Raw genomic sequence first — 24,002 nt, forward strand, 5'->3', positions numbered from 1 at the left:
AACGATATCCCTCAGCTGCCAGGAAAACCTCATGGCCTACGAAGTCACTCTGATTACCGGCGACGGTACTGGTCCCGAATTGGCGGAAGCTGCCCGCAAGTGTGTTGACGCAACCGGCGTCGAAATCAACTGGGACGTCCAGGAAGCCGGCGTCGACGTGATGGAGCGTGTCGGCACGCCGATCCCCGATTCGACCATCGAAAGCGTTCGCCGCACCAAGTGTGCCCTGAAAGCACCGATCACCACGCCTGTGGGTACCGGTTTCCGCAGCATCAACGTGTACCTGCGTCAGGAATTGGGTCTGTTTGCCTGTATCCGTCCTTGCAAGTGGTACCCAGGCGTTCGCAGCTACTTCAGCGAGTTGGGCGTCGATATCGTCATCGTGCGTGAAAACACCGAAGACCTTTACGCCGGTGTCGAATTCGAGAAGGGCAAGCCCGAAACGGCTCAGCTGATCGAGTTCATCAACGGCCTGCCATCCGATCGTAAGATCAAGACCGGCGCCGAAGAAACAGGCGTTTCGATCAAGCCAATCAGTGTCAGCGGTACCGAACGCATCGTTCGCTGTGCGTTTGACTACGCCCAGAAGAACGGCCGCAAGAAGGTCACCGCCGTTCACAAGGCGAACATCATGAAGTACTCGGACGGCTTGTACCTGGCCACGGCCACGGAAGTCGCCAAGGACTACCCCGATATCGAATTCGAAGAACGCATCGTCGACAACATGTGCATGCAGCTGGTTCAAAAGCCAGAACTGTACGACGTGATCGTTCTGCCGAACCTGTACGGTGACATCCTCAGCGACCTGGGTGCCGGTATCGTCGGCGGCCTGGGTGTTGCCCCAGGTGCGAACATCGGTCCTGAAGGCGCCGTCTTCGAAGCGACCCACGGTTCGGCTCCGAAGTACAAGGGTCAGAATAAGGTCAACCCGACCGCTCTGATTCTGTCCGGCATGCTGATGCTTCAGCACATGGGCGAAATGGATGCTGCCAAGCGTCTGGAACAAGCCGTCGCCGACGTCATCGCCGAAGGCAAGGACGTCACCTACGACCTCAAGCCAAACCGCGACGACCCGACCGCGGTCGGTACGCAGGAAATGGCCGACGCCATTTGTGCCAAGCTGAAAGGCTAAGCCAAGCGTCATCAATTGAGAAATGATCGAAAGGGACAAGCCGTCAGGTTTCGTCCCTTTCGCTTTTCAATACGCTACGCAAGCAGAACGAATCGATGCTCACTGCCCGAGATTTCAAAGCCATTGTCAGCGGCCGCCAGAAGGGAATCGGCTCGTCGATGCTGCGTGGCCTGATGTGGGTGACCTCGCTGGTGTACGGTATCGGTGTCGGCGTTCGCAATCGACAATACGACGCCAAAGTCAGACCAGGCGAAAAGGTCGGCGTGCCGGTGATCAGCGTCGGAAACCTGACCCTCGGCGGCACCGGCAAGACGCCAATGGTCGCCTGGCTCGCACGCTGGTTTCGTGAGCAGAACATCCGCGTTACGCTCATCAGCCGCGGCTATGGCGCCGAGCAAGGGGCTCAGAACGACGAGGCGAAGGAACTCGAACAGCTGCTGCCCGACGTTCCGCACCTGCAGAACCCCGATCGCGTGGCAGCCGCCCAGGTCGCTACCGAGGAACTCGCCGCCCAGGTTCTTTTGCTGGACGATGCGTTTCAACATCGGCGGATCGCCCGGGATCTCGATATCGTCCTGATCGACGCCACCGAGCCGTTCGGCTACGACTACCTGTTCCCCCGCGGCACTCTGCGAGAACCCGTCCAAAGCCTGGGCCGGGCAGACGTGATCGTGCTGACCCGCGGTGACATGGTGAGCGACCAGGAGCGAGCCGCCATTTGGGAACGCGTCGCCAAACTGGAAGACGATGCCGTCCTGGTCGAGATGCGTCATCAGCCGAGCCGCCTGATCAACTTCAGCGGGCAGTCCGAGCCAATCGAACACCTTAAAGGAAAGAAGGTCCTGGCATTTTGCGGGATCGGTAATCCAAGTGGTTTCCGTCATACGCTGACCGATGCCGAGATCGAAGTGGTCGAGCTACGCGAGTTCGACGACCACCACGATTACCAGCGCGAAGACATCCACAGCCTGGAGCACTGGACCACCGAGCACGACGACGTCGAGGCGGTCCTCTGCACGCACAAGGACCTCGTAAAGATCGGTCTCGATCGCTTCATGGACAAGCCGCTCTGGGCCCTGACCATCGAAGCGAAGATTATCGACGGCCAGGCAGAACTGGAAGAACGCCTGCGGGAACTGGTCGAGCAAATCCCGGAAGATCCCTACGCCGATTACTGATTCAGCTCGCTCAGGTGGAACGTGGAATTGCACGTCACCAGTTCTGCCTTTTCAGGCCGATAGCGAATCAAGTTTACGCAGCAATTGTCTTGCCGGATCGTCCGAAATTGCTTCAGCGGAATCTGGTAGAGATGGGCCACCATCACGCGAATGACAATGTTATGGGCGACCACGAGAACCCGTTTGCCGAGGTTCTCGTGCATGATTTGGGTTAGCGCCGGCACCGTCCTCTCGGCGACATCGCTGGCCGATTCGCCTTCGGGATATGGATGAATCGAAGGGTCTTCCAGGTGCCGCTGGTACTCCTCAGGCTCAGCCGATTTGATATCGTCCCAGTCGCGGCCCAACCAGCGTCCGACATCGGCTTCGACGATCTCCGGCACGGGAACGATCTCGCGCCCAGGCACAATCCGCTCGGCCGTCTCGATCGCTCGCAGCATCGGGCTGGCATAGACCGTATCGAACGTGAACGAGCTTAAGAACTTGCCGGTCAGCGACGCTTGCTCGCGACCAATCGCGGCCAGCGGGCCGTTGATGCCGTTGCCTTGCAGGACGGTCGGCTTTTTCAGATTGAAATCGGTCGCTCCGTGCCGGACCAAATACATCCAACACGGCTCGTCAGAAAGGGTGCCACTCATGATGCCTCAGAAAAACAGTCTTCCGGTTTCACGGCGTCCTTTTCGATCAGGCCGACTTCGACAAGCTGCTCGACGAGTGTCGTCCAGCGGTCGAGTTCCATGCTCCCAAAGTTGACTTGATCGACCGTCGTCAGAGGAACAATCGCTTTGACGCCGAACTCGAGGACGCCAGGGGTGAGTTCGGGATTGAGCGATTGCAGATGTTCGTTGGTTTCCTTGGGATCGTTGAGATACGCCTTCCAACCTTTGCGACAAGCTCGCGTCATCTTGGCCACGATCTCCGGATGCTCGCTCTTCAGCTTGTCCGAGGTGAACAACAAGCTGGCGTACGGGTTGTAGCCGATCGCTCGAATGGGCAGCACGCGAACATTGGCCCCTTCCTGCTTGGCCAAAAACGGCTCGCTGAATTCGTACGCCTGTTGAGCGAACTTTTTATCACGCAGGAACGCGGCAATGCTTCCGTCGTACGGAACAATGCGAACGTTTTCAAGCGGAACATGCTTTTTAAGATACTCCGAAAATGCCCGGCCACTGTTCATCGCCAGGGTCACGTCTTTGAGCTCTTCGAGCGACTCGATGCCTGACTCTTCGTGCACAAGGAAACAACGAGGGCTTTGATCGATCGCCGCCAGCGTGGCCACGACGTTGGCTCCCTGGGCACGGCCAAGCGGGATTTGATCGGCCGTGGCGACCCCAAACTCAACGGTGCCGCGTGCGACTTGTTGAATCACTGGAGAGCCAGGCCCGCCGGGGATGATCTCGACATTGAGACCTTCCTCGGCAAAATACCCGTTCAACTGGGCCGCGTAGAAACCACCATGCTCGGCTTCGGGAAACCAGTTGAGGGCCAGCTTCACGTCGGTTCGTGCGTTGGGGTCGTTATCAATCGGGCCGGTGTGGTACGTATCGTCCTTCACCTGGCAGCCATACCCTATCGCAACGGCGACCAAAAGCAGACTCAACAGAAGTATTCGTTTCACGGTTATCCCTCCCCTGCCCACCGCCACAGCAGCAGACGGCCCAGTAGTGAAATCGTCGCAAAGACGACGACACCCAACAGCGTACTGCATATCGTCCCGGCGAACAGGCTCGTCGTGTTAATTTGATTTTGCGAAACCAGAATAAAATAACCCAGCCCTTGATGACCGCTCGAGTGCCCCGCGAAGAACTCGCCCACGATCGCTCCGACCACCGCCAGTCCGGCACTGGTTTTCATGCCGGTCAAAAGGTAGCGAATCGCACCCGGGAATTGCAGCTTCCACAGAATCTGCCAACGGGTCGCTTTGTTCACACGAAACAGATCGAGCAGCCCCTGATCGACCGTGATCAGTCCAGTCGTCGTCGCGGTGATGATCGGGAACAGGCTGATCATCGTCGTCACCACGATCACGCTCAGCACGCCATAGCCAAAGATGGCGATTACCAGCGGAGCGACGGCGACGATCGGCACGGTCTGAAAGAAGATCGCGTAAGGGTAGCCGCTTTGGCGAATGATCGACGACTGCGAAAATAGAAGCGACACGCTCACGCCCAACACGACCGAGATCAGAAACCCACTGATCGCGACCATGCCGGTGCGAAAGGAATACAGAAAGAGCGAGCCGCCGCGCTGCCACATCGTTTTGCCGACATCCCACGGCCCCGGCAAGATGTACGGCTCCAATCCGCTGACGACGATGATCGCTTGCCACAGAGCCACGGTCAGCAACAGCACTAGAAGCGGCAGCACGATGGTTTTCCAACTGAAGCGGTCTTCCTTCATCACGCAGGCACTCCTGCCAGGCGGCCCATGACCTCCCCACAGAACCTGGCGAAATCGGGATCGCTCCGCAGTGGGCCACGACGTGGGTACTCGAACGGAACGGTCATATCGGCCACGATCCGTCCCGGCTGAGCATGCATGACCAGAATCCGTTGACTCAAAAAGACCGCCTCGGCGACGTTATGCGTCACGAACAGCGTCGTCCACTTCTGCTGCTGCCAGAGATCGAGCAGTTGCTCGTTGAGTTGATTCCGCAGTAGGTCATCGAGCGCGGCGAAGGGTTCGTCCATCAGCAGGATGTTCGGCTGCGTGACCAGGGCCCGGGCCAGGGAAACCCGCATTCGCATCCCGCCGGAAAGCATTCGCGGAAATTTTCGAGAATCTTCCGGCCGCAAACCAACCATCCGAATCGCGGCCTCGATGGCGGTCTGATGCTCTCGCGTAAGTGGGCCACGGAGCTCCAGTGGTAACTGAATGTTCTCCCAGGCCGTCCTCCAGGGGATAAGGTTCGCATCCTGAAAGACAAAGGCCCGCTCGCTGGCTTCGTTTTGGGCGAGCTTAAGCTGGCCACTCGTGGGCTGGTCGAGATTCGCGACCAATCGCAGCAGAGTCGATTTACCGCAACCTGAGGGACCGACAAGGGATACAAACTGCCCTGCGGGGATATCAAGCTCGTCGACCGAAAGCACTAGCGATTCGGGCGAAAAACGCTTCTCGAGTTGACGAAATTCAATAGCGGACACGATCACCTAGTTCGGATACATCCAATAGTAATTTTCAGGCAGAAAACCGTGTAAAAATACTGACTTACGCCAACTGTCCATCGGACACCGCGAAAACCCCATCCAGTCTAACCTGACCACCCTCTGGGGTAATTGCTACCGGCGGGGAATAAATCTTTACTTCTAAGACATCCCTCCCTACGATAACTAATTGAAGCCTTCCTTAGTGCGCGGTCACAACCCCCTCCATTTGTAGGGCCGTGTTCGAAATAAACCAGCGAAGTTTCCCGCCTCCAGCACATGTTTCGCGAGCAGCTCTGACTGACTCCCAGTTCTGAGCGGTGATCGCTTCGTTCCTGCCTAAACAAACCTGATGCAACGACTTTCCCTCATTGCGATCTTCGTACTGACGGCTGCTATCAACGATAGCATCGCCGCCGAGACGAAACAGCCCACCGCAGACTTCTCGAAGATTCAACCCGTCTTAGAGAACTACTGTTACGGCTGCCATGGTTATGGTGCCGAGGAAGGTGGAGTCGTGCTCGATTCGCTGCACGAGAATCCTCAGGCTTCGCAAGAAGCGTGGTTAGCCGTCTGGCGTAACCTGCGTGCTCAGACCATGCCCCCTGCCGACGAAGATCAACCGTCGCAGGAAGAACGCGACCTGGTCGGAAATTGGATCCAATCCAACGTCTTCAAGCTCGACCCGAAGAACCCCGATCCGGGCCGCGTGACGATCCGTCGCTTGAACCGTGACGAGTATCGCTACACCATCGAAGACCTCTTCGGCTACCGCTATAAGGTCGACGAAAACTTCCCACCGGACGACACCGGTTACGGCTTCGACACGATCGGCGATGTGCTGTCGATGTCGCCGCTGATGACCGAGAAGTACTTCGACGCCGCTCAAGAGATCGTTAAAGAAGTCGTCCCAACCGACGGCAAGCAAGACGTCTGGTACAAACGGGTCTTCTTCGACGGTCCACCACCGGAAGGTGAGAAGGAACGTGAAGAGTACGCCCGCAAGATTCTGAAGCACTTCAGCTCGAAGGCCTTTCGCCGACCGGTGGAAGAGGAAACGCTCAACCGCCTGGTCGAAATCCAAAAACACATCAGCTCGCTGCCCGATCGCAACTTCGAGCATGGCATCGCCCAGGCCTTTGCCGCCATCCTGATTTCGCCGCAGTTCCTGTTCCGCGCCGAAATCCAGCCGGAACCGAACAACCCTGGCAAAGTCGTTAACGTCGACGAGTACGCGTTGGCTTCGCGACTCTCCTACTTCCTGTGGAGTTCGCTGCCAGACGACGAACTGACCAAGCTGGCCAGCGAAGGTAAGCTACGCGAGAACCTGCGTGCCCAGGTCGATCGGATGATCGACGATCCCAAGTCCGAGCGATTCGTCGAGCGTTTCGTCGGCCAGTGGCTGCAAGCCCAGGATGTCGAGTCGCTGAGCATCGACGCTCGTCGTGCTCTGGGTATTCGCGACCTTGGTGATTCGCTACGCGTCTTCAGCCGGACCGTCCGCCGCGCCATGCGGGAAGAGACGGAAATGCTGTTCGAGTATGTCCTGAAGGAAAACCGCTCGGCAGGCGAACTGCTGACCGCCGATTACACCTTCCTGAACGAGCCCCTGGCCAAGTTCTACGGTCTGGAAGGGATCAAGGATCTCGACAAGAGCCGGATGAAGAAGGTCGACCTCCCTAAGGACAGCAAGCGCGGCGGCATCCTGACCCAGGGCACGTTCCTGGTGGTTACCTCCAACCCAACACGAACTTCCCCGGTCAAACGTGGGCTGTTCATCCTCGATAACATCCTCGGCACACCTCCTCCACCGGCACCACCCAACGTTCCGGCCCTGGAGGAAATCCGCCAGCGCGGCAAGCGTTTGACGATGCGTGAGCAAATGGAACTGCATGCCAGCGAAGCGCTGTGCAAGTCGTGCCACTCGCGGATGGATCCTCTCGGATTGTCGCTGGAGAAGTTCACCTACATCGGACAATACCAGGAAGACGACAACGGTCAGCCGATCGAAACTTCCGGCAAGCTGATCACCGGCGAAGAGTTCTCGAGTGTGAAGGAACTCTCCCGCGTCCTGGCCAACGAACGAAAAGTCGATTTTTATCGTTGTTTGACTGAAAAGATGCTCACCTACGCCCTTGGGCGGGGTTTGGAGTATTACGACACACCGACCGTAGACATCATCGTCGACGACATGCTTGCCAAAGATGGGAAGCTTCGCGACATGATTCACACCATTGTAGATAGCGCCCCTTTCCAAAAGCGTCGTGGCGACGGCGACTTGTTGTCGTCCGCCCAATGATCCTGCCAGCTTTTAGCGCAACAAAGGAATTGATGCCATGAAAATGCAACCCACACGCCGCCATTTCCTCAAGGGACTCGGACTGGCCGTGGCTTTGCCCGCCATGGAAAGCCTGATGCCAGGCACCGCCCAGGCCGCTACCCAAACGGCAACGACCGCCGCTGGCGATCCCCTGCGGTCCGCCTTCCTGTACGTGCCCAATGGGGTCATTATGAACAAGTGGTCCCCGGAAGGTTCCGGTAAGGACTACAAGCTGAACGAGACCATGAAGCCGCTGGAAAAACTCCGTAGCGAGTTCCAAATTGTCAGCGGCCTGGCTCACGAAAACGGATTTGCGGGCAAAGACGGTGCCGGCGACCATGCCCGGGCACACGCAACGTTCCTCACCGGTGCCCGTCCGAAGAAGACTGCTGGTTCCGATATCGAACTAGGCATCTCCATCGATCAGGAAATGGCCAAGTACCTCGGCTACGAAACCCGTTTGCCGTCGCTGGAACTTTCGTGCGATGGTGCCCGTAAGTCTGGCTCGTGCGACTCCGGCTACTCGTGTGCCTACCAATTCAACCTGTCGTGGCGAAGTGCCAATACGCCGATGGCCGCCGAATCGAACCCACGCCTGGTGTTCGAGCGTCTGTTTGGTCGTGGCGACAGTGAAGAGCGACAACGCAACTTCGATCGACGTATGACCGAGCGTCGTTCGGTACTCGACTTCGTCATGGGTGAAACCAAGTCGATGTCGAAGCAACTCGGCCGTAACGACGTCCAGAAGCTGGACGAGTACCTGACCGGTGTTCGCGAGATTGAACAGCGAATTCAGAACGCCGAAAAGTTCCGCGATCTGCCGGAAACCAAGATGGATGCCCCCAGCGGTATCCCCAAGGAATACGCTGACCACATTCGCTTGATGTTCGACCTGCTCGCCCTGTCGTTCCAGACCGACTCGACCCGCGTCGCGTCATTCATGCTGGCTCACGACGGAAGCAATCGCAACTTCCGCGACATCGGTGTTTCCGAAGGGCACCATAGCCTGTCGCACCATCGCGATAACCAGGATATGAAGAACAAGCTTGCCAAGATCGATCACTTCTATGTCACCCAGTTCGCTTACTTCCTGGAGAAGCTCCAGGCGATGAAGGATCCCTCGGGTGCTTCGGTGCTGGATAACTCGATGATCGTTTATGGTAGCGGCCTGTCCGACGGTAACCGTCACCGTCACGACGACCTGCCGGTCATCCTGGCCGGTAAGGGTGGTGGCACGCTCGAAACGGGCCGCCACGTGCAGCTCGACGCCAAAGAGCGAACCCCGATGGCCAACCTGTTCGTCTCGATGATGGACAAGATGGGTATCCAAGATCCCGACTTCGGCGACTCGACCGGCAAACTGACGGTCATCTAACGCTACGTTAGAAACGAAGCGTTCTCTTTTCCAGTCCCCTCTCCCTCGAACAACATTATTCACCAGCTAGCGGTGGAGGATGAAGGTTGAGGAGCATGTACATGGCATGGATCAGAAGTTTGGCTTGAACCCACTCGCGGACGCGGTGTATTCGTCGAGCCCAGTTGGGTAGTGGTTCGAGGCCTCCGGCGTGATTGCCAAGCCAGGCGAATCTTCGTTCGACCTGGTTCCGGAACCGTATTAGGGCGCGACCGAACTCCTGCTCTAGTAGGGCGAAACAGCGAATTCGTCCTGGGCTGTGGCGGCAATGCCCCAAGCCTTTTCCTGGTCGCAGTTTTTCGGCCACCAGTTGATAACCGGCTTCCATCGCCGCGTCGTGGAGCTGGTTGCTGTCGTATCCACGATCAGCCACTAGATAGCCTCCGCCTCTCCCTAGGATCGGGAGAAGCCGAACTGCAACCGGCGTTTCGGCCACGTTGAGCGGTTCGACATCCCAGGCCAGCGGCATGCTGCTCGAGCCGTAGATCGCGTGGACCTTGTAGCCCTTGCCGTAGCCGCGTCGTGCGCGGCCCCAACGGGCATCGGGATCCTTGCTGCAATGACTCACCATTTGCGGCTTGCCATCAACGAGCATGACAAAACCGAAATCGTCCACCGCGATCATGCACCGTTCCATTTGAGCGAGCAGTGCCTGAACTTCCGTGGTTGGCAAGCGTCGGCTCATCGTCGGTTGAGACGGTAATTTCCGAGGCCTGAGATCGTCAGGCCAGTTGCCCGGCTCGCATGCCCAGCAGGTTGGTCGATCGTGAATAACCGCCCACAAGTAGACGCTCACGATCTCCCAATCGAAAAAACTTTGTCATCGCCCACCAGGGATTGGCGTCGCACTGGCGAGCCAATTTGTATAATGCAATCCAGAGTTCACGTTCCATGGCTTGGCTCCCAATTTGGGAATTCGTACACAACTACCTAGCCTAGTACGTGAACTCCTTTTATTGCTAGCTGGTGAATAATGTTGTCGAAGGGAGAGGGCCAGGGTGAGGGTTTCTCACGCGTGCCAGTTCGCTTCTCCCTGGCACGCCGTCAGCTAGCGATCTCTTTTCCGCGTCTGGCCAACTTCCTGCTCGAATTCCCCCACATCGGTCTTGTAAAAATTGCAAACGACTTGCTAGACTCACTCCCGCGCACCAAATACGACTTGGCTGCGTAATGGATCAACCGGCCCCGATTTCTGGCCGGTCTCTGATGCTTCTGCGACAAGGAGGTCGCGGTGCTCAACCGACGTCCACTCAAACACAAATTGATCATTGGCAGCGGTCTGCTGCTGGCGTTGGTGCTCGCGCTCTTTATCGTGACCATCACCGGCGGTCTCTCGTATCGGCAAGTCGCTCGCGACATTAGTGCGCGTTCGGTGGAACTCCCCCTAGCAATCGACTTCTCGCTGGCCGTAACCGAGCTTCGCCACACACTGAATCAAGCACGTAACTCCAAGCGTTTTGGCTTTCACGATTCGACAACCGATCCTCCCCTCTTGCGGGAAGAATTCCGAGCCAAGTTCCTATCGGTTCAGGAAGCGCTTAGGCGGTACGAAGATCAGCTCAACCGCAGCGGTGCCGGCGATAGCGACATCGGAGACGACTCGGACGAACGCGATACGATCGGCGAAATCCACGGCTCGATCCAGAAGCTGGATGCCCAATACCAGGACGCCGACTGGTACCTGAACGATATCAAGAACGATGAACTGATCGCCGAGATCGATCAACTGCATGTGTTGGCCAAGAAGCTCCCCTCGTTTTTGATCGAGGACATGCAGCAGCTCAAAGACGAAGTCCGCGGGCAGTATCGTCTATGGATTACGGCTTCGGTGATGGTGATCTCGCTGACCGTCTGCGCAATCATTTCGGCCGCATATGCCTGCTGGCGATGGCTGTTCAGTCCGCTCAAGATCCTGATGGATGGTTCGCGACGCGTCGCCAACGGCGATTTCGAGCACCGCATTCAACTGGAAGGCCACGCGGAACTGGCCATTCTGGCCGATGCCATGAACGCGATGACCAATCGCTTCCAGGCCATCGAAAGCAACCTGAACGAACAGGTTCAGGACCGCACCAAGCAGGTCGTCCGCAGCGAACAGCTGGCCAGTGTCGGCTTTTTGGCGGCCGGCGTGGCTCATGAAATCAACAATCCGCTGGCATCGATCGCCTTCTGTGCCGAGTCTCTTCGCTCGCGCATCAACGAAGGCGAAACCGATCCCGACGGAGAAACGACCCATTTCCGCGATAGCGACGTAACCGTATTACAGACCTACTTGGGAATGATCGAAGAGGAAGCGTTCCGGTGCAAAGAAATCACCGAACGCCTGCTCGACTTCTCGCGTCTAGGAGATGTCGAGAAGACCGAAACCGACGTGCGAGATCTGGTTCAAGGCGTGATCGACATGGTCCGCCACTTGGGCAAATATCGTGAAAAGAACCTGATCTTCGAGGACGACCAGGTCGCCCTCGCACCGGTCAATGGACCGGAAATCAAGCAAGTCGTGCTCAACCTGATTACCAATGCCCTGGACAGTATCGATCCAGGTGGACACGTGCTGGTAAAGGTGAGCGAAGAACGCGGACAGGTCCAAGTCAGCGTCAAAGACGACGGCTGTGGCATGACCGAAGAAGTTCGACGTCACTTGTTTGAGCCGTTTTTTACCCGACGCCGGGATGGCCAAGGGACAGGACTGGGGCTATCGATTTCGTACCGTATCGTAAGTGACCATGGCGGTCAGATCGATGCGTGGAGCGAAGGGCCAGGCCTCGGAAGTGAGTTTAGTTTTACGCTGCCATGCAGGGAAGCAAGTAAGCGAAATGAGCGAAGACACCAAGCAGCCTGAGTCGCTGAAGATATTGTTTGCCGATGACGAGAAGTCGCTCCAGAAGCTGATGGGGCTCGAACTTCCGCGTCTCGGCCACACGGTTACCGTCTGCCCGGACGGCGTTACCGCGATTGCCGCACTCGAAAAGGAAGACTTCGACTGCCTGCTGGTCGACCTCGACATGCCCGGCAAAGGGGGCATCGATGTCATCAAGAAGGCAAAGGAGACCAAGCCGGACACCGAAGCGATTATTCTGACCGGCAAGTCGTCGACCGAAAGCGCGATTGCCGCGGTCGAGTTCAAGGTATTCGCCTACCTGACCAAGCCATGCCGCTTGATGGAACTGAAGACGCTGCTGGAAGGGGTCTACAAAAAGCGCGAGCAAGACCGCCGTATCAAAGCGCTGACCAGCCGCCTGGACCGCATCGAAGGCAAGTCGAAGCTGATCGGTGACTCGGGCGCGATGGAGATCGTCAACAAGATGATCGCCAAGGTCGCTCCGTCGAATTCGGCCGTGCTCATCCGCGGTGAAACGGGTACTGGTAAAGAGCTGGTCGCCAAAGCAATTCACGATCAGAGTCTGCGTCACGCACAACCGTTTGTCGCGGTGAATTGTGGTGCATTACCTGAAAACCTGATCGAAAGTGAACTGTTCGGTCACCGCAAAGGAGCGTTCACCGGGGCGGAAGAAACCCGCATCGGTCTGTTTGAAGTCGCTCATGGTGGTTCGCTTTTCCTCGACGAAATCGGCGAGCTTCCCAAGGCGCTGCAAGCCAAACTGTTGCGAGTGCTGGAAACGGGCGAGATCCGTCGCGTGGGCGAGAACAGCTCGATCAAGGTCGACGTTCGCATCATCAGCGCGACCCACCGTCACATCGAAGACATGGTGAAGGATGGCGACTTCCGCGAAGACTTGATGTTCCGCATCAACACCTTCGAGATTCAGTTGCCGCCGCTACGGGAACGAACCGAAGACATTCCCCTGTTGGCCGAGCACATCAGTCGCCGCTTCTGGCCGACCATTCCGATGACGCACACGGTCTTCGCGACGGAGACCATTCACGCCCTCAAGTCGCACTCGTGGCCTGGCAACGTGCGTGAACTGGCTAACGTTGTCGAGCACGCCACGATTCTGTGCGAAGAGTTACCGATTCAACCGCAGCATCTGCCGCGTCGCTTCAGCGAACAATCATATGCAGCGGGTCCACCGGAACTACGAGCGGTGAGTGGTCCGATGTCGCTGCGTGAGCTCGAAATGCAGGCCATCCACGACGCTTTGGATCGTCACGATGGCAACAAGCCGCAAGCGGCTGAAGAGCTGGGGATTAGCTTGAAGACGCTGTACAACAAGCTGAACCAGGCGACGGCCAGCGAGAAGTCGGCCTAAGAGGATATAACCCCTAACCCTCTCCCCTCAGGGGCGAGGGGACTGGAAGTACGACCTGCGGCATCTAGCCTCACGGATCGCTCCCGGATCGTTGAGACCAACTCTTCCGGACCAAAGCATTCGTCTCCTCACAGGTCAGGACGGATTTCACCCACAGTCCGAAGTCGGTGTCGTCGTCGCTTTCGGCGTAGAACTGCGTAATGATCGGGGGTGAGACCTCGTAGGAGGCTTCGATCAGCAGTCCTTTCTGCCGGATCTCCAGATGCCTGAGTGCGCCTTCCCAAACGTGATGGTGAATGATGATCTCTGGCGAGACGGGGATCGCTTGTCCCTCCCACCACAGATAAAAATTCGCTCCAACCAAGAATAGGCCGAGTCGCTGCTGGCCCAGGTCTGCGTAAAGACCGATCCACTTGTCGGGCATTACCTCGCCGCGAAATAATTCGGCGTCTACCTCGAACGAACGCGGATCGGAGCACTCCAGGAAGTCTGCTAGTTGAATTTCCATTGTTCCGATTCGAACAACCTAGCCTGCTGGACTTTGTTTTGTTCTCAATCGCTTAGGGCTTGATGAGAGAGAGAGACCCTCACCCTAACCCTCTCCCCTCAGGGGAGAGGGGACATGATTTGGTGAAGACGCTCGCCTGATTGAGCGAGCGTTCTAGAACTTTCTTACCACGCCAATCACCACGCCGCGGACTTTTGCGTTTTTGACGTAGATGGGCTGCATGCTGCTGTTGGCGGGTTGCAGACGGATGCGGTTCTTTTCGGGGTACCAATACTTGAGGGTCGCTTCCCCTTCGTCGGTCTCGGCCACGACGATCTCGCCCGGGCGAGCCGTTTCCTGCTGTTTGACGACGACGTAGTCCCCTTCGTCGATGTGGGCTTCGATCATCGAGTCGCCGGTGACTTCCAGCACGAAATGGTCTCGGTGGCTGAACATCGAGCCGAAATCGACCCGTTCGTCCTGGCCGATGGCTTCATGCAGGACGCCGGCGGCGATTCGCCCGACAAACGGCAGGCCGGTCTCTTCTTCGGTCTCGACCTTCAGTTGGATGGCCCGAGACATGTTCTTCTCGCGCGAGATAAGTCCTTTGCGCTCCAAGGCTTTCAGATGGCACACGACGCCGTTGGGCGAGCTGATCTCGAATTCTTCCCCGATCTCTCGCACGGTGGGACCGTAGCCGCGAGACTGGATCTTCTCGCGGATGAAGTAGAAGACGTCCTTTTGTCGTTTGGTAAGAGAATCGGTGGCCGACTGCGAACTTGCCATGTCCTGAAATCCTGATCCGTCGCGGGTCTCCCCCTTCCGGCGTGGAAAGGTGATGTCGGAATTAGAGCCTATCTACATGCTGTACAGATGTCAACTCCTATAACGCGCAAGGTCTACCGATTTTCTTGCTATCCCCTGATTCTGACGTAGGGTTCAGTTGACTCATTGCCGTGAATCGCCGGCCAGCGGAACTCCCCCTCTCGTAGGCATGGACTTTCACGTTTCCTACTTTTCGTCGCTCCTTTCTCAAGGAACGGTCCCATGCTCCCCAAGATTCTCAATTTTTTACGAAGCGAAGATGGTCCCACGGCCGTAGAGTACGCGGTCATGATGGCCATGATCCTGCTGGCTTGCTTAAGTGCGATCTTCTTCTTCGGTCAGCAAACGGTCGCAAGTTACAACTATTCAGCCAGTGAAATCGAACGCACATTCCCAGATTTGGGTGTGTAAAAAAGAGAAGGCTGCCAGGTCGGTTCTTCCCCAGCAGCCTTCGCAGTTCGATCAATCTTGCCGTGTCGGATGTTAAAGCGGTTGCCCGTTCCAGCGAACGAACGCTTCCATGGCGAAGTACTCTGGCAATCCGATCTTGTTGTAAGAATCGGCCGTGCCTGTGTTGCGGTCTTCGGCTCGTTCCCAGAACTCGCGTGGATCGGTACCCGGGAACAACGCGCTATCCTTCTGGCTCTCGTGCATGAAGATCGCTTGTCGCTTCTTGAACATGTCGTTCGGTGAAAGCGGCACGCAAATCTCGATCTCGTGCAGTGGATACTCTTGCCAGGCACCGCGGTAAAGCAGTGCTTCAGGACGGCTGCCTGTTTCGGCTTCGATTTCCAGCAAGGCGTTGAAGATCGCCATCGCACATACGCGGTGCGTACCGTGCGGGTCGGAAAGGTCACCGGCGATGTAAACCTGGTCAGGCTTCACCTCCAGGATCAGCTGCTTAACGATCTTCACGTCTTCGTCGCCCAGCGGGTTCTTGGCAACCTTACCGGTGCGATAGAACGGCAGATCCAAAAAGTGCAGATGCTCTTCTTGGCAGCCTGCTTTCAGGGCCCCGGCGATCGCTTCGCTGCGGCGGATCAAGCCTTTGATGGTCAGCACCGCGTCGATGTCCGGCTCGCCTGGTGGCTTGGCCGCGAGCGACTCGACGACCTGCTTTTCGACCTCGGCCGACTTCTTTTCTTCGATGCCAAACAGACGGTTGTACTGCGTGACAAAGTCGGCAAAACGCTGGGCATCGTGGTCAAATACCGCGATATTACCGCTGGTCATGTAGGCGACGTGGGCTTCGTGACCATCGTCGACCAGGCGAATGAGCGTGCCGCCCATGCTGATCACGTCGTCGTCCGGGTGCGGACTGAAGCAGATGGCCTTCTTCTTTTCCTTGCCGGCTGGATGATACTCGATGGTATCCATCATCCAGCGAAACACGCGGTGAGCCAGGCTCGGTGCGGGGCCGTGATGACGCAGCAACTGGTGCAAGTTGTGCTGACGGAAATCGTCATCATCCAACTTCAGCAGGGCCTTGCCGGTCTTTTCGCAAAGCCACAGCACGGCTCGCTTGATCATCGTCTGATCCCACTGGACCTCGCCTTCGGTCCATGGCTCGGCAACCGCGGTCAGCTTGCTGGCCGCTGCCTCGTCGATATAGACCGACGTGTCGCGATGTTCCTGCAAGATGGTCGCCGGTACGCGGTTGGTAATGGGACCTTCAAGCGTGTCGCGAATGATCGACGATTTACCTTGCCCCAAAGCCAGGAGCAAGATCTTGCGAGCTTCCAGAATCGTCCCGATGCCCATCGTAATGGCCTGGTGCGGAACGTTCTCTTCATGGAAGAAATCGGAAGCGGCACTCCGACGCGTAATCGGGTCGAGCGTGCACAGCCGAGTGCGGCTGTTGCGGATGCTAAAAGGCTCGTTAAAGCCGATGTGACCGTTGGAGCCAATGCCCAGCAGCATCAGGTCGATACCGCCTGCTTCGCGGATCTTACTTTCGTAGTCATCGCAATAAGCATCAACTTCATCCAGCGGAATTGTGCCGTCTGGGATGTGAATATTCTCCGAAGGAATATTCACATGCTGAAAGAAAACCTCGTGCATCGTTCGGTGGTAACTTTGCAGTTGGTCAGGCTTCAGGCCGTAGTACTCGTCCAGGTTGAAGGTAATGACATTGGAAAGATCCAATCCTTCGTCCTGGTGCATGCGAACCAGTTCTCGATAGACGCCCATGGGCGTGGAACCGGTTGGAAGTCCAAGCACAGCGGTCGCTTTTTGAGCTTGTCGTTCGCGAATGATCGCAGCGACGATTTCAGCGACGTGGCGAGAGAGGGCTTCGCTAGTGGAAAAAACAGCGCAAGGCAAAGCAGTTGACTGGATCGACATCTCAGGTCGATCAGCGGTTCGTTCAGTCATGATTCTCGTTGTTCAGGTTGTAGGAAAGCGAAGGTGTCCCCCCGCAGCAAATTAAATCTCGAACCGAATCGGCAAGTATGAACGATCGCGCAGAGCTTGAATAGGGAGCCATTCACTCCATTGCGTGAATTCCTTGCAAAATACCTACAATTCACGGGACTTATTTAGGAAGACCTTTGGCGAAAAGCCACTATATTGGAATAAGTCGAAAAACTTAATTTTTGCCTAGGCTCATCCCCTAATTCCTAGGCAATGAATGCGACCCAGACCTTGTCCAAAAACCGTATTCCTTCAGCCCACCCAAGTGCCATGCTACGCGACATCCGCAGCTATCGTTTCGCATCACTGGCCGCAAGCCTGCTCACGCTATTTATGGGCCTGAGCCACCTTGCCGCGGCCGAACCGCAAACCCAACCGCAGCGCATCTCGGTGCTGTTCTTAGGTGACGAAGGGCACCACCAACCGGCCAAGCGATTCGTCGAGTTGCAACCGGTTCTGGAAGCTCGTGGGATCGATCTGAAGTACACCGATTCGCTGGCAAATATCAATCCTGAGACGCTTGCAAAATTCGACGGGTTGATGATCTACGCCAACATCGAGCAGATCGACCCGGCCAGCGAAAAGGCGATCATCGATTACGTCGAATCGGGACACGGGCTCATTCCGCTGCACTGTGCTTCGTACTGCTTCTTGAACTCGCCAAAGTACATCGCTTTGGTCGGTGCTCAGTTCAATAGCCATGGCGGTGGCTTCTTCCGCACCCAAATCACCGAAACTTCGCACCCGATCATGAAGGGTTTCCAAGGCTTTGAAAGCTGGGACGAAACCTACGTGCACACCAAACACAACGAAGAGAACCGCACGGTGCTGACCTACCGTGTGAACGATAGCGAACGGGAACCATGGACTTGGGTTCGTGAACAAGGTAAGGGACGCGTCTTCTACACCGCATGGGGCCATGACGCTCGCACGTGGACCAATCCTGGCTTTGCCAACCTGGTCGAACGTGGCGTTCGCTGGGCCGTCGGACACGACCCAAGCGTCGTGCCTAACTTCCCACCTGAGACGGAAGGCCTGATCACCGCATTCGATCGTCCGATGGATGTGCCGAAGGCTCAGAAGCCCAACAAAGACGTCAAGCCATTCGATTACATCGACGTCGGTGCCAAGATTCCCAACTACACCGCCAGCAAGAACTGGGGTACGCAGGCCGAAAACCTGAACCTGATGCAGAAGCCAGTTCCGGCTGAAGAATCGCAGAAGCACTGGGTTCTGCCCGAAGGCTTTGAAGCCAAGCTGTTCGCCTCGGAAGAAATCTTCGACGGTGGCAAGCCCATCGCGATGACCTGGGATGCTCAAGGACGTCTGTGGATGTGCATGACGCTGGACTACCCCAACGAACTGCACACCAAGGGACCAGGCCGCGACCGCGTGGTGATCTGCGAAGACACCGACGGCGACCTGAAAGCGGACAAGGTGACCACCTTCGCCGAAGGCCTGAGCATTCCGACTTCGATCGCCTTCCACAACGGTGGTGTGATCGTCCAGAACGGTGCCGAGACCATCTGGCTGAAAGATACCGACGGCGACGACGTGGCCGACGAAAAGAAGGTCATCTTCACCGGCTGGGACATGCGTGACACCCACGGTGGTGTGAGCAACTTCCAGTACGGTCACGACAACTGGATCTGGGGTATGCAGGGCTACAACGATTCGCACGTCGTCGTCGACGGTGTCGAGCAGCCTGGCTTCCGCAACGGTTTCTTCCGCTTCAAGCCTGACGGCAGCAAGCTGGAATTCATCCGCTCGACCAACAACAACACGTGGGGCCTGGGCATGAGCGAAGAAGGGATCATCTTCGGCTCGACCGCCAACCACTGCCCAAGCGTTTACATGCCGATTCCTAACCGCTACTACGAACAAGTTCGTGGCTGGACGGCTCGCCTGGTGCTCGATCCAATGTCCGACTCGCACATGTTCGACCCGATCACCGACAAGGTTCGCCAGGTCGACCATCACGGTGGCTACACGGCCGGTGCCGGGCACTCGCTCTACACGGCTCGTAACTACCCGGAAGCGTTCTGGAATCGCGTTGCCTTTGTCAACGGTCCAACGGGTCACCTCACCGGTGCCTTTGTGATCTCGCGTAACGGCAGCGACTTCCACTCGACCAGCCCGTTCAACCTGGTGGCTTCCGACGACGAATGGTCGGCTCCGATCCAGGCTGAGGTTGGTCCTGACGGCAACGTCTGGGTTCTCGACTGGTACAACTACATCATCCAACACAACCCAACGCCACACGGTTTCAAGACCGGTAAGGGTGCTGCATACGAAACCGACCTGCGTGACAAGCGACACGGTCGTATCTACCGCATCGTCTACACCGGCGAAGGTGCCAAGGCCGACAAGGACTGGCACGTGAACCTGGAGAAGGCCTCTCCTGCAGAGATCGTCGCGACCCTCAAGAGCGACAACCTGTTGTGGCGTCGTCATGCTCAGCAGATCCTGGTCGAACGCGGTCAAACCGACGTCGTTCCCGGCTTGATCAACCTGCTGCAAGACGACTCGGTGGATAGCATTGGCTTGAACGTTGGAGCGATCCACGCTCTGTGGACTTTGCATGGCCTGGGTCTCCTGACCGATGCCAATGGCACCGCAACCCAAGCCGCTTATGCCGCCCTGAAGCATCCTGCTCCTGGGGTTCGTCGCAATGCCGTTCAGGTCTTGCCTAACATTCCGGAAAGCACCGCTGCGATCCTGAGCAGTGGCGTACTGAATGATGTCGATCCGCAAGTTCGCTTGATGACGCTGTTGGCTCTGGCCGACCTGCCAGCCAGCGATGCGGCGGCAATCGATATCCTGGCAATGATCACGCAGCCTGAAAACGCCAACGATCGCTGGATCCCGGATGCCGCGACCTCGGCCGCTGCCAACCAAGGGGACAGCTTCCTGAAAGCGGTCGCCAAGAGCGACAAGGTCGACAACAAGGTTCTGAACCTGGTGGCCATCGTGACCGAGCACTACTCGCGTGGTGGTCCGGTCGATTCGATCGCCGAGCTGTTGCCAGCTGTTGAAAACGCTCAGCCGGAGGTGGCCCAGGCCATCGTGACCGGTCTGGCCAAAGGTTGGCCAGCCGACAAGAAGCCGCAGATCACCGACGCCGTCGATGAATCGCTGGCCAGCTTGATCGAAAAGCTTCCTGCTTCTAGCCGTGGTCAGCTGATCAGCATGGCCGTGAACTGGGGCAGCACCAAGCTGACCGCGCAGCTGGAAGAACTGGTTGAGAACGCTCTGGATCAAATCGAATCAGGCGACCTCAGTGCCAAAGAAGTACAGAAGCTGGCTCGCGAGATCGTTCAGCTGAACGTGAAGATGGACCCACCGGTTGAAGAAGAACTGCTGGCCACCATCGGCCCGCAAACGTCGGCCGACGTGACCACGGCACTACTCAATAGCTTGAAGTCGAGCGAAAACGACGAACTGGGCAAGTACGTTCTGGAAACGCTGCCTAGCTTGACGCCAACCGCTCGTAAGGATGCCATTAGCTTGATGTTGGGTCGTCCAACGTGGACCGCAGAACTGCTGGCCTCGATGGACAAGGGTGTGATCCAACTGAACGAACTGGCACTCGACCAGCGTCAGGCCCTCTCGCAGCATCCTGACAAGGACCTGCGTAAGAAGGCCGAAGAGATGTTCGCTCGTGGTGGTGCTCTGCCCAACGCCGACCGTCAGAAGGTCATCAAGGAACTGTGGGCAACCACCGAAGCCAAGGGGGACGCGGCTGCCGGTAAGCTGGTCTTCAAGCGAGAATGCTCGAAGTGCCACGTCCACAGCGGCGAAGGCTCGAAGATCGGTCCGGACCTGACCGGGATGGCCGTTCATCCGAAGTCGCAGCTGTTGACCGAGATCCTTGACCCAAACCGTAGCGTTGAATCGAACTACCGTACCTACATGGTTGCCACCATGGACGGACGCGTGATGAGCGGTTTGCTCGCTTCGGAAAGCCGGACGGCTATTGAGCTGGTCGACGCCGAAGGCAAGCAGCAATCGATTCTTCGCGAAGACATCGACGAACTGCTGGGTACGCCTCAGTCGCTGATGCCGGTTGGTTTCGAGAAGCAGATCAAGCCGAAGGAGTTTGAAGACCTGTTGGCCTTCCTGACCCAGCGTGGCAAGTTTGTTCCGCTGCCGCTGGAAAAGGTCGCCACGGCGGTCAGCACCGAAGGCATGTTTATCTCGAAGGACGCCCCGGTCGAAACGCTGGTCTTTGAAGATTGGAGCCCGAAGACCTTTGAAGGGGTTCCGTTCCAGCTGATCGATCCGCAAGGAACCACCAAGGCAAACGCCGTCATGCTGTACGGCCCAGGTGGCTACTTGCCTCCGAAGATGCCGAAGTCGGTCTCGCTACCGTGCAACATGCCGCTCAAGGCAGTGCACATCCTGGGTGGCGTCGCCGGTTGGGCTTTCCCTTATAGCGACAAGCAGACGACCTCGATGATCGTTCGCTTCCACTACGAGGACGGCACGACCGAAGACCATGAACTGAAGAACGGTGTCCATATTGCGGACTACATCCGCCGCGTGGACGTGCCAGAGTCGAAGTTTGCCTTCGATCTGGATGGCCGTCAGATCCGTTACCTGGCCGTCATGCCTAGCGAGGCAAAGCCGGTCAAGACAATCGATCTGGTCAAGGGTAACGACGACACGGCCCCGGTCGTGATGGCCGTCACCGCAGAGGCCGCCGAGTAAGAAAGGCATTGTCGCAACGCAAGTTGTTGCTGTCACATGTTTTGGGTGTCACGGCGACGTCGCCATGGGGATGGAAGCAGATCTGCAGAAAGGGACTGCATCTGCAATTGGCGTCGTCGTACCACCCGAGACAACGTGATTCTTTCATTGGGGGTTGCGACTTCGCCCCAGCAGCTATAAAATCTTGAGTTTCCACTCGAAGGAAATCCGAGGTTAGGGAACAACGATTTCCTAAACCTAAGTCATATCGAACGTTGCCGCGTCACAGTGTCTCATAGACGCAGTGCGGCCAATAAGACACGCCCGAAAGAGAATTATGAGACCAGCCAACAAGACCAAAGCCCGTAAGCGTGCCAAGACCAAAGCTCGAGTATCCAAAAAGGATCCGATCTTCGTCGATGGCAAGCGTCCGCGTCCTATGTTCGTGGACTATAAGGACGTGGAACTGCTCAAGAAGCTGACCAACCGTCACGGTCGCATTGTTGGTCGTCGCAAGAGCGGTTGTACCGCCGTCAGCCAGCACGCCGTTACGCAGGCCATCAAACGTGCCCGCTTCATGGCCCTGTTGGCTTACGTCAAGGACTAGTTCTCCCGGAACGTCCGCCCTCAGATATACCGAAAAGCCTGCTTTCGAGAAGAAAGCGGGCTTTTTTCATGCGCCCTCATTCTGGGCCACCTGGACCAGGCTCAGAATCGCCCAACTCGTACTCCCTCTGGTTGCCTCATATTGATTACCGGCCATAAGTGCCAACAATGGGACCAGGAGAACACCATGTCGCAAACCTTTCAAACGACCCGCCGCGTTGAATTCCGAGATACGGATGCCGCGGGCATCGTTCACTTCTCGGCCTTCCTGATCTACATGGAACAGGTCGAGCACGAATTCCTGCGTTCGCTGGGGCTCAGCGTGCACCACCAACTGGAAGACACATCGATGAGTTGGCCCCGCGTATCGATCGATTGCGATTACCGCGGCCCGGCCAAGTTCGAGGATATGCTGGATGTCTCCCTGATCATTGCCCGCATTGGCTCGCGCAGCGTGACCTACCGCTTCCACTTCGAGCGTGACAAACTGACCCTCGCCGAAGGCACCATGACGGCGGTCTGCTGCCAGGTTAACCCCGGCCACGCTCCCAAGAGTATGGAAATCCCCGAGTGGTTCAAAGAGAAACTGCTCCCCTTCGTCGACCCGACGGCTACTACTTAACACCCCGCTCCGCATGCTTTCCTACCACGAACAACTCACCCTCCGCCTGGCAGCCGGTATTGGCGAGCTGGACGAAGCGACCCGCGCGCGGCACACCCAGTTTCTGCTGGCCAAACAGCAAGAGGATGGTGGCTTCGCCGGCCGCGAAGGGGCCAGCGATCTGTACTACACCAGCTTCGGCCTGAGAAGCTTGGCTATCCTGGGCGAGCTGCATGGAGAAGTCGCCGAGAAGGCCGCGTCGTTTCTGCAAACCAAGCTGACCGGTCACGAAGGCGTTGTCGATTTCCTCTCGCTGATCTATGGAGCCAAGCTACTGGAAACGGCCGCGGGCATCGATATCTTCGCAGGGGCTTCCTCGAACTGGCGGCGAAGTGTCGCGGACACGCTCAACTCGCTGCGGCGAAAAGATGGCGGCTACGCCAAAGGCCCTGAAGGAATGGCCAGCAGTACGTATCACACGTTTCTGGTACTGCTGTGCCTGCAACTGATCGAACAACCGATTCCGCAGCCGGAAGCGATGGTCACGTTCCTGCTTTCGCAAGAGTCGGAAGAAGGCGGCTTTCGGGAAATCCGTGCCAGCAAGCGCGCCGGGACCAACCCCACGGCCGCGGCCATCGGGGCGCTGCGAATCCTCGACAGCCTGACCGAAGAGATTATCGATGGAACGCTCGACTTCCTGGTCGAGATGCAAAACGATGAAGGTGGGCTACGCGCGAACACGCGGATCCCGATCGCCGATGTGCTGAGCACGTTCACCGGTATGTTAACTCTGACCGATCTGGACGCGCTGCACGAGATTGAAACCGACGATGCCCTGAAATACGTGCGTGGTCTGGAGCAAGACAGCGGCGGCTTCTTCGGGGCGGCCTGGGACGAAGTGGCCGACGTAGAATACACCTTCTACGGTCTGGGCAGCCTGGCCCTGTTACATGTACCCAACGACTTCACCCTGGAATGAACCAT

Annotated in this window: 20 protein-coding genes; 11 read left to right on the plus strand and 9 right to left on the minus strand. The window is 57.3% G+C overall.

The features are described from left to right. The first annotated feature begins 31 nt into the window (after positions 1–31). Both PSR63_RS06460 and lpxK read left to right on the plus strand, forming a co-directional pair. Positions 32–1,132 carry an isocitrate/isopropylmalate dehydrogenase family protein gene (locus PSR63_RS06460; RefSeq protein ID WP_274331746.1) on the plus strand — a complete coding sequence of 367 codons (1,101 nt, stop codon included), beginning with the start codon at positions 32–34 and terminating at the stop codon, positions 1,130–1,132. Between the two features lie 95 nt (positions 1,133–1,227). After that, entirely contained in the window at positions 1,228–2,310 is a 1,083-nt protein-coding gene (gene lpxK, locus PSR63_RS06465) for a tetraacyldisaccharide 4'-kinase (protein ID WP_274331748.1), read from the plus strand. On the opposite strand, the gene PSR63_RS06470 is transcribed toward lpxK, so the two are convergent. The 4 genes from PSR63_RS06470 to PSR63_RS06485 are packed head-to-tail and all read right to left on the minus strand — an operon-like array spanning position 2,304 to position 5,453. Continuing rightward, on the minus strand, positions 2,304–2,948 hold the full coding sequence (locus PSR63_RS06470; protein WP_274331750.1) for a histidine phosphatase family protein: 645 nt from the start codon (positions 2,946–2,948) through the stop codon (positions 2,304–2,306). The genes lpxK and PSR63_RS06470 overlap by 7 nt on opposite strands. Further along, the gene (locus tag PSR63_RS06475; protein WP_274331751.1) at positions 2,945–3,928 is read right to left on the minus strand and encodes an ABC transporter substrate-binding protein; all 984 of its coding nucleotides are present in this window, start codon (positions 3,926–3,928) and stop codon (positions 2,945–2,947) included. Before PSR63_RS06475 ends, PSR63_RS06470 begins: the two co-directional genes overlap by 4 nt. Positions 3,929–3,930: 2 nt before the next feature. Beyond that, positions 3,931–4,710 carry an ABC transporter permease gene (locus PSR63_RS06480; protein WP_274334300.1) on the minus strand — a complete coding sequence of 260 codons (780 nt, stop codon included), beginning with the start codon at positions 4,708–4,710 and terminating at the stop codon, positions 3,931–3,933. Next, positions 4,710–5,453, minus strand: coding sequence for an ABC transporter ATP-binding protein (locus tag PSR63_RS06485; protein WP_274331752.1), 744 nt, complete (start codon positions 5,451–5,453; stop codon positions 4,710–4,712). The genes PSR63_RS06480 and PSR63_RS06485 overlap by 1 nt, the downstream gene beginning before the upstream one ends. 352 nt (positions 5,454–5,805) lie before the next feature. On the opposite strand from PSR63_RS06485, the gene PSR63_RS06490 reads away from it, so the two are divergent. Both PSR63_RS06490 and PSR63_RS06495 read left to right on the plus strand, forming a co-directional pair. Next, the gene (locus tag PSR63_RS06490) at positions 5,806–7,752 is read left to right on the plus strand and encodes a DUF1592 domain-containing protein (RefSeq protein WP_274331754.1); all 1,947 of its coding nucleotides are present in this window, start codon (positions 5,806–5,808) and stop codon (positions 7,750–7,752) included. A gap of 37 nt (positions 7,753–7,789) precedes the next feature. Continuing rightward, on the plus strand, positions 7,790–9,148 hold the full coding sequence (locus PSR63_RS06495; RefSeq protein ID WP_274331756.1) for a DUF1552 domain-containing protein: 1,359 nt from the start codon (positions 7,790–7,792) through the stop codon (positions 9,146–9,148). Positions 9,149–9,203: 55 nt separating this feature from the next. On the opposite strand, the gene PSR63_RS06500 is transcribed toward PSR63_RS06495, so the two are convergent. Next, positions 9,204–9,872 (minus strand): transposase, encoded by a 669-nt coding sequence (locus tag PSR63_RS06500; RefSeq protein WP_274326708.1) that lies wholly within the window; start codon positions 9,870–9,872, stop codon positions 9,204–9,206. A 37-nt stretch (positions 9,873–9,909) separates the two neighbouring features. After that, on the minus strand, positions 9,910–10,080 hold the full coding sequence (locus PSR63_RS06505; protein ID WP_274326707.1) for a hypothetical protein: 171 nt from the start codon (positions 10,078–10,080) through the stop codon (positions 9,910–9,912). A 338-nt stretch (positions 10,081–10,418) separates the two neighbouring features. On the opposite strand from PSR63_RS06505, the gene PSR63_RS06510 reads away from it, so the two are divergent. Beyond that, positions 10,419–12,029, plus strand: coding sequence for a sensor histidine kinase (locus PSR63_RS06510; RefSeq protein WP_274331758.1), 1,611 nt, complete (start codon positions 10,419–10,421; stop codon positions 12,027–12,029). A 4-nt stretch (positions 12,030–12,033) separates the two neighbouring features. Continuing rightward, positions 12,034–13,398, plus strand: a complete 1,365-nt coding sequence (locus PSR63_RS06515; RefSeq protein WP_274334302.1) for a sigma-54-dependent transcriptional regulator — start codon at positions 12,034–12,036, stop codon at positions 13,396–13,398. A 70-nt stretch (positions 13,399–13,468) separates the two neighbouring features. Here the strand turns inward: PSR63_RS06515 and PSR63_RS06520 are convergent, their stop codons facing one another. Next, on the minus strand, positions 13,469–13,906 hold the full coding sequence (locus PSR63_RS06520; protein WP_274331760.1) for a hypothetical protein: 438 nt from the start codon (positions 13,904–13,906) through the stop codon (positions 13,469–13,471). A 153-nt stretch (positions 13,907–14,059) separates the two neighbouring features. Then, entirely contained in the window at positions 14,060–14,671 is a 612-nt protein-coding gene (gene lexA / locus PSR63_RS06525) for a transcriptional repressor LexA (RefSeq protein ID WP_274331762.1), read from the minus strand. Between the two features lie 261 nt (positions 14,672–14,932). Between lexA and PSR63_RS06530 the strand changes: the two genes are divergently transcribed. Next, complete coding sequence (locus PSR63_RS06530; RefSeq protein ID WP_105350182.1) at positions 14,933–15,121, plus strand: Flp family type IVb pilin; 189 nt, start codon at positions 14,933–14,935, stop codon at positions 15,119–15,121. A gap of 72 nt (positions 15,122–15,193) precedes the next feature. On the opposite strand, the gene nagB is transcribed toward PSR63_RS06530, so the two are convergent. Next, entirely contained in the window at positions 15,194–17,083 is a 1,890-nt protein-coding gene (gene nagB, locus PSR63_RS06535) for a glucosamine-6-phosphate deaminase (protein ID WP_274331767.1), read from the minus strand. 309 nt (positions 17,084–17,392) lie between these two features. Here nagB and PSR63_RS06540 point away from each other — a divergent pair, with 309 nt between their 5' ends. The 4 genes from PSR63_RS06540 (at position 17,393) to PSR63_RS06555 (ending at position 23,997) form a co-directional block, all read left to right on the plus strand. Next, a complete protein-coding gene (locus PSR63_RS06540; protein WP_443111113.1) occupies positions 17,393–21,832 on the plus strand; it encodes a PVC-type heme-binding CxxCH protein in 4,440 nt (1,479 codons plus the stop codon). 316 nt (positions 21,833–22,148) lie between these two features. Next, positions 22,149–22,418 carry a 30S ribosomal protein S18 gene (gene rpsR, locus PSR63_RS06545; protein ID WP_105350180.1) on the plus strand — a complete coding sequence of 90 codons (270 nt, stop codon included), beginning with the start codon at positions 22,149–22,151 and terminating at the stop codon, positions 22,416–22,418. A 186-nt stretch (positions 22,419–22,604) separates the two neighbouring features. Next, on the plus strand, positions 22,605–23,039 hold the full coding sequence (locus PSR63_RS06550) for an acyl-CoA thioesterase (protein WP_274331772.1): 435 nt from the start codon (positions 22,605–22,607) through the stop codon (positions 23,037–23,039). A 13-nt stretch (positions 23,040–23,052) separates the two neighbouring features. Then, positions 23,053–23,997, plus strand: a complete 945-nt coding sequence (locus PSR63_RS06555; protein WP_274331774.1) for a prenyltransferase/squalene oxidase repeat-containing protein — start codon at positions 23,053–23,055, stop codon at positions 23,995–23,997. Positions 23,998–24,002 lie beyond the last annotated feature (5 nt).

Source organism: Bremerella sp. P1 (assembly GCF_028748185.1).
Taxonomy (GTDB): domain Bacteria; phylum Planctomycetota; class Planctomycetia; order Pirellulales; family Pirellulaceae; genus Bremerella.

Coding starts and splice junctions, on each gene's coding strand:
- PSR63_RS06530 (WP_105350182.1), top strand. CDS start 14,933: ATGCTCCCCAAGATTCTCAATTTTTTACGAAGCGAAGATGGTCCCACG.
- PSR63_RS06540 (WP_443111113.1), top strand. CDS start 17,393: ATGCTACGCGACATCCGCAGCTATCGTTTCGCATCACTGGCCGCAAGC.
- PSR63_RS06500 (WP_274326708.1), bottom strand. CDS start 9,872: ATGAGCCGACGCTTGCCAACCACGGAAGTTCAGGCACTGCTCGCTCAA.
- PSR63_RS06490 (WP_274331754.1), top strand. CDS start 5,806: ATGCAACGACTTTCCCTCATTGCGATCTTCGTACTGACGGCTGCTATC.
- lpxK (WP_274331748.1), top strand. CDS start 1,228: ATGCTCACTGCCCGAGATTTCAAAGCCATTGTCAGCGGCCGCCAGAAG.
- PSR63_RS06550 (WP_274331772.1), top strand. CDS start 22,605: ATGTCGCAAACCTTTCAAACGACCCGCCGCGTTGAATTCCGAGATACG.
- PSR63_RS06495 (WP_274331756.1), top strand. CDS start 7,790: ATGAAAATGCAACCCACACGCCGCCATTTCCTCAAGGGACTCGGACTG.
- PSR63_RS06520 (WP_274331760.1), bottom strand. CDS start 13,906: ATGGAAATTCAACTAGCAGACTTCCTGGAGTGCTCCGATCCGCGTTCG.
- PSR63_RS06470 (WP_274331750.1), bottom strand. CDS start 2,948: ATGAGTGGCACCCTTTCTGACGAGCCGTGTTGGATGTATTTGGTCCGG.
- lexA (WP_274331762.1), bottom strand. CDS start 14,671: ATGGCAAGTTCGCAGTCGGCCACCGATTCTCTTACCAAACGACAAAAG.
- PSR63_RS06460 (WP_274331746.1), top strand. CDS start 32: ATGGCCTACGAAGTCACTCTGATTACCGGCGACGGTACTGGTCCCGAA.
- PSR63_RS06505 (WP_274326707.1), bottom strand. CDS start 10,080: ATGGAACGTGAACTCTGGATTGCATTATACAAATTGGCTCGCCAGTGC.
- nagB (WP_274331767.1), bottom strand. CDS start 17,083: ATGACTGAACGAACCGCTGATCGACCTGAGATGTCGATCCAGTCAACT.
- rpsR (WP_105350180.1), top strand. CDS start 22,149: ATGAGACCAGCCAACAAGACCAAAGCCCGTAAGCGTGCCAAGACCAAA.
- PSR63_RS06555 (WP_274331774.1), top strand. CDS start 23,053: ATGCTTTCCTACCACGAACAACTCACCCTCCGCCTGGCAGCCGGTATT.
- PSR63_RS06480 (WP_274334300.1), bottom strand. CDS start 4,710: ATGAAGGAAGACCGCTTCAGTTGGAAAACCATCGTGCTGCCGCTTCTA.